General features: G+C 70.2%; 15 protein-coding genes and 1 rRNA gene. 10 read left to right on the plus strand and 6 right to left on the minus strand.

The features are described from left to right. Window positions 1–168 precede the first annotated feature (168 nt). From AB0I91_RS08530 to AB0I91_RS08540, 3 genes are all read left to right on the plus strand, one after another. Entirely contained in the window at window positions 169–1434 is a 1266-nt protein-coding gene (locus AB0I91_RS08530) for a DNA sulfur modification protein DndB (protein ID WP_499636115.1), read from the plus strand. A 497-nt stretch (window positions 1435–1931) separates the two neighbouring features. After that, the gene (locus tag AB0I91_RS08535; RefSeq protein WP_230571397.1) at window positions 1932–2381 is read left to right on the plus strand and encodes a hypothetical protein; all 450 of its coding nucleotides are present in this window, start codon (window positions 1932–1934) and stop codon (window positions 2379–2381) included. Between the two features lie 26 nt (window positions 2382–2407). Next, window positions 2408–3154 carry a DUF72 domain-containing protein gene (locus AB0I91_RS08540; RefSeq protein ID WP_499636118.1) on the plus strand — a complete coding sequence of 249 codons (747 nt, stop codon included), beginning with the start codon at window positions 2408–2410 and terminating at the stop codon, window positions 3152–3154. 52 nt (window positions 3155–3206) lie between these two features. Here the strand turns inward: AB0I91_RS08540 and AB0I91_RS08545 are convergent, their stop codons facing one another. Both AB0I91_RS08545 and AB0I91_RS08550 read right to left on the minus strand, forming a co-directional pair. Continuing rightward, window positions 3207–3944: an arylamine N-acetyltransferase family protein gene (locus AB0I91_RS08545; RefSeq protein ID WP_499636121.1), complete on the minus strand. Its 738-nt coding sequence runs from the start codon at window positions 3942–3944 to the stop codon at window positions 3207–3209. Between the two features lie 34 nt (window positions 3945–3978). Continuing rightward, on the minus strand, window positions 3979–4671 hold the full coding sequence (locus AB0I91_RS08550) for a hypothetical protein (protein ID WP_499636124.1): 693 nt from the start codon (window positions 4669–4671) through the stop codon (window positions 3979–3981). A gap of 60 nt (window positions 4672–4731) precedes the next feature. Between AB0I91_RS08550 and AB0I91_RS08555 the strand changes: the two genes are divergently transcribed. The 3 genes from AB0I91_RS08555 to AB0I91_RS08565 all read left to right on the plus strand — a co-directional run bounded on the left by AB0I91_RS08555 (window position 4732) and on the right by AB0I91_RS08565 (window position 6671). Beyond that, the gene (locus AB0I91_RS08555; RefSeq protein ID WP_499636126.1) at window positions 4732–5580 is read left to right on the plus strand and encodes a DUF72 domain-containing protein; all 849 of its coding nucleotides are present in this window, start codon (window positions 4732–4734) and stop codon (window positions 5578–5580) included. 66 nt (window positions 5581–5646) lie between these two features. Next, window positions 5647–6012, plus strand: a complete 366-nt coding sequence (locus tag AB0I91_RS08560; RefSeq protein ID WP_499636129.1) for a peptidase inhibitor family I36 protein — start codon at window positions 5647–5649, stop codon at window positions 6010–6012. Window positions 6013–6122: 110 nt separating this feature from the next. Continuing rightward, window positions 6123–6671 carry a hypothetical protein gene (locus AB0I91_RS08565; RefSeq protein WP_499636131.1) on the plus strand — a complete coding sequence of 183 codons (549 nt, stop codon included), beginning with the start codon at window positions 6123–6125 and terminating at the stop codon, window positions 6669–6671. On the opposite strand, the gene AB0I91_RS08570 is transcribed toward AB0I91_RS08565, so the two are convergent. Together AB0I91_RS08570 and AB0I91_RS08575 are read right to left on the minus strand one after the other, a co-directional pair. Further along, window positions 6668–7852, minus strand: coding sequence for a PP2C family protein-serine/threonine phosphatase (locus AB0I91_RS08570; RefSeq protein WP_498786880.1), 1185 nt, complete (start codon window positions 7850–7852; stop codon window positions 6668–6670). The genes AB0I91_RS08565 and AB0I91_RS08570 overlap by 4 nt on opposite strands. Further along, complete coding sequence (locus AB0I91_RS08575; protein WP_499617269.1) at window positions 7849–8652, minus strand: alpha/beta fold hydrolase; 804 nt, start codon at window positions 8650–8652, stop codon at window positions 7849–7851. The genes AB0I91_RS08570 and AB0I91_RS08575 overlap by 4 nt, the downstream gene beginning before the upstream one ends. 196 nt (window positions 8653–8848) lie before the next feature. On the opposite strand from AB0I91_RS08575, the gene AB0I91_RS08580 reads away from it, so the two are divergent. Together AB0I91_RS08580 and AB0I91_RS08585 are read left to right on the plus strand one after the other, a co-directional pair. Then, entirely contained in the window at window positions 8849–9484 is a 636-nt protein-coding gene (locus AB0I91_RS08580) for a hypothetical protein (protein ID WP_498786882.1), read from the plus strand. Window positions 9485–9507: 23 nt separating this feature from the next. Further along, window positions 9508–10527: a helix-turn-helix domain-containing protein gene (locus tag AB0I91_RS08585; protein ID WP_498786883.1), complete on the plus strand. Its 1020-nt coding sequence runs from the start codon at window positions 9508–9510 to the stop codon at window positions 10525–10527. Between the two features lie 67 nt (window positions 10528–10594). Here AB0I91_RS08585 and AB0I91_RS08590 read toward each other — a convergent pair whose 3' ends face one another. Beyond that, the gene (locus AB0I91_RS08590) at window positions 10595–11410 is read right to left on the minus strand and encodes an NAD(P)H-binding protein (protein WP_499636135.1); all 816 of its coding nucleotides are present in this window, start codon (window positions 11408–11410) and stop codon (window positions 10595–10597) included. 126 nt (window positions 11411–11536) lie between these two features. Here AB0I91_RS08590 and AB0I91_RS08595 point away from each other — a divergent pair, with 126 nt between their 5' ends. Together AB0I91_RS08595 and AB0I91_RS08600 are read left to right on the plus strand one after the other, a co-directional pair. Beyond that, entirely contained in the window at window positions 11537–12481 is a 945-nt protein-coding gene (locus tag AB0I91_RS08595) for an AraC family transcriptional regulator (protein WP_498786885.1), read from the plus strand. Window positions 12482–12486: 5 nt separating this feature from the next. Next, window positions 12487–12855 (plus strand): nucleotide pyrophosphohydrolase, encoded by a 369-nt coding sequence (locus AB0I91_RS08600; RefSeq protein WP_498786886.1) that lies wholly within the window; start codon window positions 12487–12489, stop codon window positions 12853–12855. 398 nt (window positions 12856–13253) lie between these two features. Here the strand turns inward: AB0I91_RS08600 and rrf are convergent. Next, window positions 13254–13350, minus strand: a 5S ribosomal RNA gene (rrf, locus tag AB0I91_RS08605); the annotation flags it as partial.

Consider the following 13350-nt stretch of genomic DNA (forward strand, 5'->3'; position numbering starts at 1 on the left):
CGAGCACTGAACTGCGTGCACTGATCCGCCGCCCTGACGACAGGGCCATCCGACGTACCCAAGGCAGAAAACGTGACGAATCGTCAAGTTCGTCACTCCAAGGTTACCGGGCGCGAATTCCGACGAAGTACCTCGGATCAGTACCGGCACATCCGACGAGGACTCACATTGAGCATCTCCATCGATCCGCTGCGTTTGTCCAAGCCGCAGGACTCAAGCACCTACCTGGCCATCAAGACCATGCAGGGTGGACGCTCCGTCTGCACGACCAGGGTCCCCCTCCTGGACCTGCCCACGATTCTGCCGGTGCCCGATCCGAACAACGTCGACAAGGACAACCGCAAGGTCGACCGACTGCACGCCAAGCAGTTCGGCCAGTACCTGGACAACAAGCAGGACTGGGTCGCCCCTGCCCTGCTGGCGCGGGACAGCGGCGGCTGCCTCTTCGAGAAGGTCGACGAGCACGGTGCCGTGGGCTACCTCACCGTACCGTGGGCGATCGGAGGCATCTCGTCCCTCCGGACGATCGACGGCCAGCACCGCGTTCTCGGTGTCGCCATCGAGAAGCAACGCATCACCGATGCGATCACCGCCGTTGACCGCGAGATGGCCCGCAAGGTCAGCACCGAGAAGTCGGCCAAGCTGCAGGCCGACCGCGAGAAGCTGATCAGCCAGATGAACCGGTTGAAGGACGAGTACGTCGGCCTCGACATCTACGTCGAGCCCGATCCCATCAAGGCACAGCAGATGTTCGTCGACGTCGCCGACAACGCCAAGGGAATCAGCAGCGCCGTTCGGGCCCGGTTCGACAATTACAAGGTCGCCAACCGCACGCTGTCGGATGTCATCGACCACCCGTTGCTGAAGGGGCGGGTGGACGCCGAGCAGGACCGCATGACGGCGAAGAACCCGCACTTGCTGGGAGCCAAACACGTCGCCGATATCACTCGGGCGGTTATCGCGGGGCCCGGCGGTCGGGTCACCAAGAAGGCCGAGCAGACGCTGACCGACGGTGAGGTGATCGAGCAGGTCAAGGACTTCCTCGACGCCATCTCCCACGCGTTCAGCGCCCTCGCCGCCATCACCGAGGAAGACCCCGACCTGAGCCGGAAGGTCGGTGAGCCCACCATGTCCCAGGAGTTGCGGCGCAGGTCGCTCCTGGGATCGGTGGGTATGTTGCGCGTGTTGGGTGGCGTCTTCCACGTGCTGCGTTCGGGGGACAACCCCGCGGAGTTGAACGACATCACCGAGTTCTTCAAGCGTCTCGACCGGCACATGGCTGCGCCGGTCACCGAGACCAGCATCTGGCGCAGCACCAACGCCGAGGTCGACTTCGAGCCCAACGCAGCCGCGCCGATCATGCGGACGCAGAACATCATCCACCTCGTGGAGGTCATCGCCGGTTGGTACAAGAAGGCGCCGGCTGCACTGTGAGCTCCACTGCACGCAGTCGACGCCCCGAGGGCGGAGATTCCGACGCGCACGCAGCTGGTCGCCATGGCACACAAGAGAACCGACCCGCCGAATCGACCGGTTGACGCGGGCGACCTGCACATGCCACGGGGGTTCGCCCCCGTGGCATGTGCTGACACACCGGGCGAGGTCGAGCAGTCCCGCTGGAGCAGCGGGGCGCGGTTCGGCGGCACCGCCCTTCGGGCGGCCGGCTACTGCTGGAAGTAGAGCGAACCGGTCAGTGCCCAACGGAACGAAGGTCGTCGTGCCCGACGTCGAGATCGGCGACGGGGGACGTCCGTGGAACACGAAGCCGGGGAAGCGAGTCCGCTGCCGAAACTCGGGAGTACTTGGGGAAATGGCGCGTGACGGCAGGCAGTATCTCTCGGTATCCGAGGTACTAGTGCGCACGAGTGCTCTGACCGCGCAGGCGGGTGAGGGGTGCTCACGACGGATTGCGACGCACGATCTTGAGAGTCATGTCGCAACGACGAAGAGCGCGCGCCCGCCGTCCCCGGCCCGATCCCGTGCGCGTGGAGGAGTTGGTGGCGTACTTGCGCGCTGACCGGGCGTGGCGGGACGAGGTGGCCAAGCGGCTCGTGGCGAGGCTGGACCAGCGGCTCGTGCGGTCGGCGCGGGCGTACGGGTGCCGACCCATCGCGCACGTGGCGGAGGAATTGGACAGCCAGGCGTGCGTCGACCTCGGGCCCGGTGTGCCGTACCAGCTCGCCAAGGCGGTGTACGGGCAGGTGCGGTTGCGGGGTGCGGCGCGGTTGCGGCAGACGGCGCGCAGCCTGCGCGTGCTCGGCGTGTACCTGTGCGGCAACGACTTGGCCGGTTGCCCGTGCACGGAGGCGTTGGCGCGTGATCCGCAACAGGCGCGCGTCGATCGCGTGGTGAGTGGCGCCTTGGACGGCGCGGGCTTCTAGCCGAACACGTTTGGGCGGTGACCCGGATGGGCAACAAGATCACCGTGGGCAAGATCCGAATCGGCACCTCCGGCTGGCATTATCCCGAGTGGCGTGGTGAGTTCTACCCGCGCGGGTTGCAACAGCGGCTGGAATTGCAGTTCCTGTCACGCCGCTTCGACACGGTCGAGATCAACGGCTCGTTCTACGGGCTGCGCAAGCCGACGGACTTCAAGTCGTGGTTCGAACGCACCCCCGAGGACTTCGTGTTCGCCGTCAAGGGGCATCGGGAGATCACGCACACGAAGCGATTACGCGACGTCCGGGAGGACGTGGAGGAGTTCTTCGGCTCCGGCGTCCTCGACCTCGGCCCGAAGCTCGGGCCGATCCTGTGGCAGCTGCCGCCGACGCTGCCGTGGCGGCCCGAGCGGCTCGCCGCGTTCCTGGACCTGTTGCCGGGCCCGCCGGTCCGGCACGCGCTCGAAGTCCGGCACCCGAGCTGGGACACGCCCGAGCTGGTGGAGTTGTTGGCAGAGCACGACGTCGCGCTCGTCGTCGCCGAATCCGCGGGCCGCTTCCCGGAGCCGCGCGAGCTCACCACCGACTTCGTCTACGCCCGCCTGCACGGCGACGAAGAGCTGTACGTCAGCGCGTACTCGGACGCGGCCCTGGACCGCTGGGCCTCGCGGTTCCGCGAGTGGTCGGCCGAGCGCGACGTGTACGTCTACTTCGACAACACGATGGGCGGCGCCGCGCCGTTCGACGCCCTCGCGCTCGCCGAACGCCTCGACTGAGGCGCGGTCAACCGAGCCGCGGTCAGCCGAGGCACGGTCAGGGGAGGTGCGGTCAGCCGAGCCGGGGCACGCGGTTCAGCACGACGCCGAAGTGCTTGGCGTAGGCGTCCAGCAACGCGTCGTCGTCCAGCTCCTCGATCACCTTGTCGTCACCGGTCGTGGTGATCAACTTGTTCTCCGCGATGGTGATCCGCCCGGTCGCCGTCGGCAGCGAGCACGTCGCACCGCGCCGGAACGGCGACTCCGGCCACGTCTGCTGGTACCAGCACGTGGCGCGGAACTCCTCCAACGCGCGCGGGCGCAGTTCGAGGCGGTACTGGGGCACGCCGTTGAACAGCACGTCCACGTCCCCCTCCGGTGTGTCGACCATCCGGAACACACCGGCGGGATCGTGCTGGTCCTCCCGGCTGACGAGGTCCAACGGCCGCAGGCTGAACCGCCCGAAACCGACGTCGACGAGCAGATCGCCCACGCGCAACGCCAAGTGGTCGAACGGCGGCCCGTACGCGCCGTCGTTGAACACCTTGGCCGACAGCATCCGCACGTCGTGCCCCAACGCCCTCAGCAACGCCGCGAACGCCCCGTTGAGCTCGTAGCAGAACCCACCGCGCCGCCGGTTGACGATCTTGTTTACCAACAGGTCCTCGTCGAGCACGATCGGCTCGCCGAGGTGGATGCTGAGGTTCTCGAAGGGCACCGTGGCCACGTGCCGTTCGTGCAGCTCGACCAGGGTGCTCGCGCGCGTCGCGCCGATCCTGGCCAGGTAGGCGTCAAGTGTGCGGTCGTCCATGCGCACCAACTTGCACCTTCGAGTGCGGTGGAGGTCAAGCAGTGGTTCCCCACCGCGCCTCGACCGAGCCATCGTCCGCGACGAACAGCACCGACACGCGCATGGTGACGACCGTCGTCTCGATCGTGCGGATCAACGACCGGTAGGTGGGCACGTCCGGGAGGGCCAACGCCACCTCGTCGTCCGGGTACTCCTCCCGGAGCTGCAGCACCTTCACCACCGCACCCGCGAACCACACGCGCGCCTGGGTGGCCGGTTGCGTCGGCTTGGCCTCGTGCACGCGCCGTGGGTCGGCGTAGGACGTCGACGGGTAGCCCTTCACCTCGACGTGCAGCGGCGTTCCGGCGCGTTCGGCCCGGATGTCGGTACCGCGCTCACGGGAGGCGGTGTCCGCGACCCGCAGCACGTCCCAGCCCTCGCGCACCAACCACGCGACCAGGCGCTTCTGAACGACCTCCTCCCGGCGGTCCGTCTCGGCCCGACTCCCCGGCGAGGGGCTGGGCGCAGGCATTGCTTCCCGGCGACGTGGCGACACGGCGAGGTCGGGCAAGCGGTTGCGGATGGGGCGGGCGAAGTCGTCCCGGGCGATGCGCCCTTCCCTCGCCAACCGGCGGCAGTAGATGTTCGCCTGCGAGTGGTTGGTGTGCAGCGCGGCCGCGATCTCACCGTCGCTGAGCCCTTCCGGGTGCTCGGCGAGCAGTTGGAGAACGCGGTCGGCGAATCCCACACCGGCATGGTCCCACCGGCTCGCGGGGTACGCCGGAGATCACCCGGGTATCCCGACGACGTGACGGGAGAGGTGAGGGTCGGGACGTCAGGTTGGGTGTACCCGACCTGGCGCGGTGCGTTCTACCCGGAAGGTCTGGTGCAGCGGCGGGAGTTGGAGCACATTTCCGGGCTCCTCACGTCGGTCGAGTTGAACGGCTCCTTCTACTCCCTGCAACGCCCCTCCAGCTACCGGGCGTGGGCGCGGCAGACGCCGGACGACTTCCTGTTCGCGGTCAAGGGCGGCCGGTTCATCACCCACCTCAAGCAGTTGCGCGACGTGGAGATCCCGCTGGCCAACTTCTTCGCCTCCGGCGTGCTGGCGCTCGGCCCCAAGCTCGGACCGGTGCTGTGGCAGCTGCCCCCGACCACCGCCTACGACCCCGACCGGCTGACCACGTTCTTCGACCTCCTCCCCCGCACCACGACCGCCGCGGCCGCGCTCGCCGAACGGCACGACCACCGCCTGTCCGACGAACGCACCTGGACCACCACCGACGCCCACCGGCCCCTGCGGCACGCGCTGGAGGTCCGGCACCCGACGTTCCAGGTCCCGGAGTTCCACGACCTCCTCCGCGCGCACGGGATCGCGCTGGTCGTCTCCCACTCCGCCGACCGGTTCCCCTACCTCGAAGACGTCACGGCGGACTTCGCGTACGTCCGGCTGCACGGCAACCAGGCCCTGTACGTCGGCAGCTACACCGACGACGAACTGGACGAGTGGTCCGCGAAGATCCGCGCCTGGGCCGCCGACCACGACGTCTACGTCTACTTCGACAACGACACCGACGCCGTCGCACCGCACGACGCCCTCCGCCTCGCCGGCCGCCTCGCCCTGCCGAAACCAGGACCTGCCCACACAATCAGGTGAACGGCGGTCGCCGGGACCCCACGCCGCCGCCGACCACAGCACCCTGGAGCGGTGGAGGTGACCTCGATGACGACCCGCGGCCTCGTGACCGCCCTGGTCCTCACCACCGGAGCCCTGGCCTCGAGCGGCACGGCGGTGGCGCACCAACCCGATCCGACCTGCGACCGCGGCGAGTTCTGCGTGTGGTCGGGCACCCGGTACACCGGCGACTCCCACCGGCTCGACCTGGAGTCCGCGAACCCGCGCGAGTGCATCCCGCTGCCCGACGGCTTCGTGGCGCGCTCGTTCGTGAACAACCTGACCCGGGACACCTCGGTCTACCAGCGGGTGACGTGCTCGACCGAGGCCGAGTTCACCACCTACCCGGGCAAGGGCACCTACGTCCCCGACGCGCCGTTCGTGGTCAGGGCGATCCAGGTCTGGGAACCCTGATCGACCGACTACTTTCCGAACCTGGTTGACTACGCACCGCAAGAACGTCCGGTGGCGCGAACCGGCATGAGGTCGTCCCGACCGGGCCGGCAGAACGGAGTGGCAGAACCGTGAGCTACCCGCCGCCGCCCCTACCACCCCGGTACCTGTGGATCCCGGCGCCGCACGCGCACCGGATCCGCACGAGCTGCCGACGGGTCGCCGTGCTGCTGATCACCGCCTGCCTCGTGCTGATCCCGCTGCTCGCGCTGCTCGGCGGCCACCTGCCGCCCGTCTACCCGGCGCTCGGCGTCTTCAGCTGGTCGCTCGTCGGCAGCAGCATGGTCATGGTGGTGCTGGCGGGCGCCTTCCTCCTCGCCGCCCGACGCCACGTGTCGGCCGAGCACCTCGACCTGCACAAGGTCCGCGAACTGCGCTCGGGGATCGTCGTGGCGTGGACGTCGTCGCTCTTCATGACCATGTTCGCCTTCGGCGGCCTGTCACTCGGGCTGTCGCGGCGGTTGTCGTCGGGGCAGCTCGACCCGGACGCCCGCGCCACCTCCTGGCCCGGCGTGTGGGCGCTCATGCTCCTGCTGGCCACGCCCCTCGTGCTCGCCACCATCGCCCTGGTCACGGGCCGACGGCTGCTCGGACCGCCCGCGCGCCGCCGAACGCGCTAACCGGCCGGAACGCCGATCGCCAGCACCGCCGTGTCGTCCTCGACGCCGTCGCCCAGCCGGTCCAGCAGGCCGACGAACGCGTCCACGGCCCCCGCCGCGGACACCGGGGGCAGGCCGGCCGCGAACGCCAGCAGCTCCTCTTCGCCGTAGCGGGTCTCCGGACCGGTCCGCGCCTCGATCAAACCGTCGGTGTACAGCACGAACGTGTCACCGGCGGCCAGGTGGACGGTCGTGGTGACGACCCGCGCGTCCGGCAGGATCCCGATCAGCTGACCACCGGGCATCTCCGCGTACTCGACGGTGCCGTCCGCGCGCAGCAGCAGGCCGGGCGGGTGGCCGCCGGCCGCCAGCGTGAGCGTGCAGCGGTCCTCCTCGACGGTCAGCACGCCGAACGTCACCGTGCAGAACCGCGGGTACCCGGTGTCCACCTCCTGGTTGAGCACGGTGTTGAGGTTGGTCAGCACCGCCACCGGGTCGGGGTCGTACACGGCCGCCGAACGCAGCGTGTAGCGGGTCAGCGACGTCACCACCGCCGCGTTCGCGCCCTTGCCGCACACGTCGCCGAGGAACACCGCCCACCGGCCGTCCGCCAGCGGGAACAGGTCGTAGAAGTCGCCGCCCACCTCGAACGGCGACGCGTGGTGGTAGTGCGTCGCCGTCTCCACGCCCGGCACGGCGGGCAGCACCGGCGGCAGCAGGGTGCGCTGGAGGGTCGTCGCGAGCCGCCGGATCTCGTCGCGCTCCCGCTCCGCCTCCTGTCGGGCGCGCAGCAGCTCCCGCTCGTACGCACGGCGGTCGCTCGCGTCGAACACCGTGGTGCGGATCAGCAACGGCTCACCGTCACCGCCCGTCTTCAGGGTGGAGTTCACCAGCACCGGCAGCCGCGTGCCGTCGGCCGCGACCATCTCCAACGCCACGCCGCCGACCTCGCCCTGCATCCTCAGCAACGGCGCGAAGTGCGTCTCGTGGTACAGCTTGCCGCCGACGGTGAGCAGGTCCGCAAACCGCAGCCGACCCACCAGCTGCACGCGCTCGTACCCCAGCCACCGCAGCAGCGTCCCGTTCACCTTCGCGATCTGCCCGTCGAGCATGGTGGACAGGTAGCCGCACGGCGCGTTCTCGTACAGGTCGTCGGCGCTGTCCTCCAACAACGCCGAGAACGCCTCGCGGTCGCCCGTCACGCGGTGTCCGCCACGAACTCGGCGATCGCCGCCGCGGTGGCCTCGGGTGCGCTCAGCTGCGGGCAGTGGCCCGTGGCGGGGAGCGTGACGAGCTTGCTGCCCGGGATCCGCGCGTGGACGTACGCGCCCACCTCGGGCGGCGCGATGACGTCCTGCTCGCACTCCAGCACCAGCGTCGGCACGGTCACCGCGGCCAGGTCCGCCCGGTTGTCGGACAGGAACGTCGTGCGGGCGAACACCTTCGCGACCGCGGGATCCGTGCGGCAGAAGCTGTTGGTCAGCTCGGCCGCCAGCTCCGGCCGGTCGGCGTTGCCCATGATCACCGGGGCCATCGCGGCCGACCAGCCCAGGTAGTTGCTGTCCAGCGAGTCGAGCAGCTCGTCGATGTCGGCGGCACTGAACCCGCCCCGGTAGTCGCCGTCGTCGACGTACCGCGGCGAGGGCGTGACCAGCACGAGCTTGGCGAACGTCGTGGGCTCCGCGGCCACCGCCAGCACGCCCACCATCGCCGACACCGAGTGGCCCACGAACACCACGTCGCGCAGGTCGAGGTCGTGGCAGATGTCCAGCACGTCCCGCGTGTACCCGTCGAGCGTCGAATAACGCCGCTCGTCCCACGCGGACAGGTCGGACCGGCCCGCGCCGACGTGGTCGAACAGCACGACGCGGCACGTGGCGGCGAGCGCGGGCACCACCAGCCGCCACATGGTCTGGTCGCACCCGAAGCCGTGCGCGAGCATGACGACGGGACCGCCGGCGTTGCCGGTCACGACCACGTTGTTCCTGCGCCGCGCATCCACCACGTCATCCTTCCACTTCCCGGCGCGGTCCCCGCTGCCCCTGTTTCCGACCATAGGTTCCGCGGCGGCCGGCTGCCGGCTGCCCGGCGTCTGGTCCGGTCGTCTGGTCCGGTCGTCTGGTCCGGTCGTCTGGTCCGGTCGTCTGGTCCGGTCGTCGGCGGCCGGATTGTCGGTGGTCGGCGCTACCGTGCCGGGCATGAGGATGTCGAACGCCACCGAGCTGACCGCCGAGCACCACGCCCAGCTGGCGGAGCTCGGCCTGCGCACCGACCACCTGGACGAGGCGATCTGGGCCGGGGTCGACGCCCGGGCCTCCGCGCCCCCGCTCGGGCCCACCAACGGCGCCGGCCTGCTCGACTGGATCCACCGGGTCGGCAGGCTCCGCGAGGTCCTCGTGGCGGAGGGCTGGACGCGGGTCGACAAGTGGAACGCGGGCCTCGTCCAGCACCCCACCAGACCGGTCGTGCTCGGCACGCTCCAGGGCAACCGCCACACCGGCACGCCCGGCGCACCCCTGCGCAGCGACTACGCCAAGGGCCCGGCCATCGCCGCCATGATGCGCGGCAACGACAGCGACCAGTTCACCCTCTTCGACTCGCTGCACACGCACGAGTGGAAGCTGTGGTTCCTGGTCACCTACCCCCGGCAGGAAGGCGAACGGCTGGTCGTGCTGCGCGAGGTGGCGCAGCCGGAACCCACGCCGCAGGGCCAGGTCGTCGACCGGTGGGCGCGCCGGATCACGTTGCCGCCCTTGGTGTTCGGCCCGCTGCCCACCCCGCGCGATCCAGACGGCCCGGACGAGGTGGACGTCACCGTCACGCCGCGCCGGTAGGCGGGTGCGAGAATGGCGCGATCATGCTCACGCCCTCCCGCCTCGTCCTCGCCCGGACCCGCCGCGGCCTCACCGCGGTGGAGCTGGCGCGCAAGGCGGGCACGAGCCCGGCGAGCATCGGGGACTACGAGCACGGCCGCCGCCAACCACGACCGGCCACCACGGCCAGGCTCACCGAGGCCCTCGGCTTCCCGCCAGGCTTCCTCGAAGCCGACGACGTGCCGGAGGTCGAGGTGGCGTTCACCAGACCGGCGGCCAAGCGGCAGCGGGACGCCGCGATCGGCGCCGCCCGCCTGGCCATCGGCTTCGACGGCTGGCTGACGCGGGCGTTCACCTTCCCCGAGCCGGACGTGCCGACGTGGGAGCACCCCGACCCGGAGACGGCGGCCGAGGTGCTGCGCGCCCGCTGGGGCATCCCGCACCGGCCCGCGCCCAACATGGTGCACCTGCTGGAGGCGCACGGCGTCCGGGTCTTCTCCCTGCCGCCGGACTGCGCGGGCGTCGGCCCGTTCTCCTGCCGGCACGACGGCACCCCGTACGTCTTCCTGGACCCGGCGGTCGCGCCGGGTCAGGCCCGCCTCGACGCGGCGCGCGAGCTCGGGCGGCTGACCGGGGCGTCGGACCCGCAAACGTTCGCCACCGCGTTCCTGCTGCCCCGCGCCGGCGTGCTGGCCGGCGTCGCCCGAGGCCCGCTCACCGAGCACGTCGTCGCGCACAGCGCCGGTTGGCACGTCGACCCGGTGACCCTGGCGCACCGCTTGCGCGACCTGGGGCTGTTGACGCGGACCCAGCACGCGACCGTGTGCGCCCAGCTGGCCCGCCGTGCCGTCGGGATGGCCCACCGCGAGACGTCCCAGCTGCTCGCCAAGGTCTTCCGCGCCCTGCGCGCCCAGGGCACCACGCCGCACGGTGTCGCCCGCGAGCTCCTGCTGGACGTGGAGGAGCTGAACGGGCTGGTGTTCGGCCTCGTGCTCACCGCCCTGCCGGGGCAGGGCGACCCCGGCCGCACCGCCAGGCCGAACCTCACCCTCGTCAGGGAGTGACCTGTGGCCCGTCGGGGGTGACCTGTCGAGGGTGACCTGTCAGGGGTGGCCCGTCGCGGGTGGCCCGTCAGGCCCAGATGCCGGCCGACTCCTTCGCGTAGTCGCCGAACAGCCGCCCGTCACGTCCCAGCACGGACGGCACGCCGTCGGACAACGCGGCGTCGTGTCCGTCGCGGATGGCGATCAGCGACATCGTCAGCACCTCCGCGTACGCGGGCTCGATGCCGGCCTGCACCAACATGCCGGTGTAGTCGGCGGCAGGCACGTCCGTGATGCGGATCGAACGACCCGACACCTCACCGATCCGCGCCAGCACCTCGGAGAACGTCAACGCCTCCGGCCCGGACAGCTCGTACGTGACGCCCGCGTGCCCGTCCTGGGTCAACGCCGCCACCGCCACGTCGGCGATGTCCTGCGCGTCGATGAACGGGTGGGCGCCGTTGCCGTTGCCGTTGCCGGTTCCCGCGGGCAACACGACCTCGCCGGCCAGGACCTCCGGCAGGAAGTAGTCCTCGCTGAAGTTGTGCGAGAACCACGTCGGCCGCAGGATCGTCCAGTCCACACCGGACTCCCGCACGGCGCGCTCACGACCGTCGTCCGTCGGGATGCCCCGCGCCGACAGCAGGACGATCCGCCGCACACCCGCCGCCACGGCCTGCGGCACGAACTCCACCAACTCGGCGTCGTCGAGGTTCATCGCGAGCGGCACGAGGTAGACGGCGGTGGCGCCGTCGAGCGCACGCGCCCAGGTCGACGGGTCCGACCAGTCGAAGCGGATCTCCGTGCTGCGGGACACGCCGCGGTAGTCGACGCCGAGGGCGTCGAGGGAGGAAACGACACGGCGACCGGTCTTGCCGGTCGCGCCGAGCACCAGGATTGTCATGCCACAAGACAATCAAGATCGTGCCGGACGGAACATGGCTCACCGTCCCGGATGCATGTTCAATCGTCTACATGGATGACGTGGAAGCGCCGTGGACGCCGTGGCTGGGGTTGCGGAGTGGCTGAGGTGAACGCGGCTGAAGTCTCCGCCGCGGCCGACGAGGACGCGCTCGCCGATCTCCTGCGCGGCTTGCGCGCCCGAAGTGCCGACGTGTGCCGTTCGTTCGCCTCGCCGCCGTGGGCGCTGGCGTTCACGGAGACGCGTCCGTTCACGCTCGTCGCCGCCGTGCGCGGCGACACCTGGCTGCTGGCCGAGGACGGGACCCAGGTCCTGCTGCGGCCGGGGTCGATCGGCCTGATCCACGGACCGCAGCGGTTCGTCCTGGCCGACGACCCGTCCACGCCGCCTCAGCTCGAGGTCCGTGAGGCGGACTGCGAGCAGTGGCTCGTCGGCACCCGCACCTACGGCCTCGCCGACGACGGCGAGTCGCTCGTGATCACCGCTGCCTACTCCGTCGACGGTGGCGTGGCGGCGCGGCTGCTGAACGCCCTGCCGGCGACCTTCGTCGTGACGTGCGACGACGAGCACTGCCCCACGGTGGACGTGCTGGCCGCGGAGGTGGCGAGGGACCAGGCCGGGCAGGACATCGTCCTCGAACGACTGCTGGACCTCCTGCTGGTGTACGCGCTGCGCGAGTGGTTCGCCCGGCCCGAGGCGAACACTCCCGCGTGGTACCGGGCGTTGAGCGACGAGACCGTCGGCCCCGCCCTGCGCGCGATGCACGACGAGCCGCAGCGTGCGTGGACCGTCGCGGAACTCGCAGCGCGCGCTGGGGTGTCCCGGGCGGCGTTGGCGCGCCGGTTCACCGCACTGGTCGGCGTGCCGCCGCTGACGTACCTGACCCAGTGGCGCATGGACGTCGCCGCGGACCTGTTGGGCAAGCCGGACGCCACGGTCGAGTCCGTGGCGCGTGCGGTCGGCTACGGCGACGGGTTCGCGTTCAGCACGGCGTTCAAACGGGTACGCGGCGTGCGGCCCAGCGACCACCGTGTGGTAGCTCTGCGAGTATGAACTCTGTGGGCACGGATGCAGTGGGTGCGGATTCAGCGGGCAAGAACCTGGAAGACCTGCGAGACGCGCTGCGCCGGTTCGCCGCCGCGCGTGACTGGGACGAGTACCACACCCCGAAGAACCTGGTGATGGCGTTGTCCGGGGAGGTCGGGGAGCTGACCGACCTGTTCCAGTGGCTCACGCCCGAGCAGGCCGCGCACGCGATGGACGACCCCGAGTTGGCGTGGAACGTCCGTGACGAGCTGGCCGACGTCATGCACTACCTGGTGCGGTTGGCCGACAAGCTGGACGTCGACCTGATCGAGGCCGCGTTCGCCAAGATCGAGCGCAACGAACGCCGTTTTCCCACTGGTGACCTGAAGCCCGTCGAATGACTCCGAGTCAGACGTAGGTCAACAACAACAAGATCAAAGCGACGAGGACCACCAGGCCGAGAACGGCCGAAGCCCACATCGGTGTGTCCGACGACGACGGGCGGGCACGGACGTGCCTGCCTCTTCGTCTCATTTGTCTGCGCGCGCGCCATGGCACCGACGCCTCCCTCGTCCCGCTACCGCTGCTCATGCCGGCTACGGTATGGACGATCAACCGCGGCAAACGGAGCGTCACCCGGTCGCGCCAAGCGCGTCGCCCGAATAGCGGTCGAAGCCGCCGGAAAGTGACGGTTCGCCGTCACGTGGAAAGGGTTCGCGGTCACGTGGAAAAACTGCGTCGAACGCCAAAAAACCCTCAGGGGCACTCGAGTAAACGAGTGCCCCTGAGGGTGAAGTATGTTCGGCGGCGTCCTACTCTCCCACACCCTCACGAGTGCAGTACCATCGGCGCTGGAAGGCTTAACTACCGGGTTCGGAATGGGACCGGGTGTTCCC

The sequence above is a fragment of the Actinosynnema sp. NPDC049800 genome (assembly GCF_040656635.1).
In the GTDB taxonomy this organism is placed as follows: Bacteria; Actinomycetota; Actinomycetes; order Mycobacteriales; family Pseudonocardiaceae; genus Actinosynnema.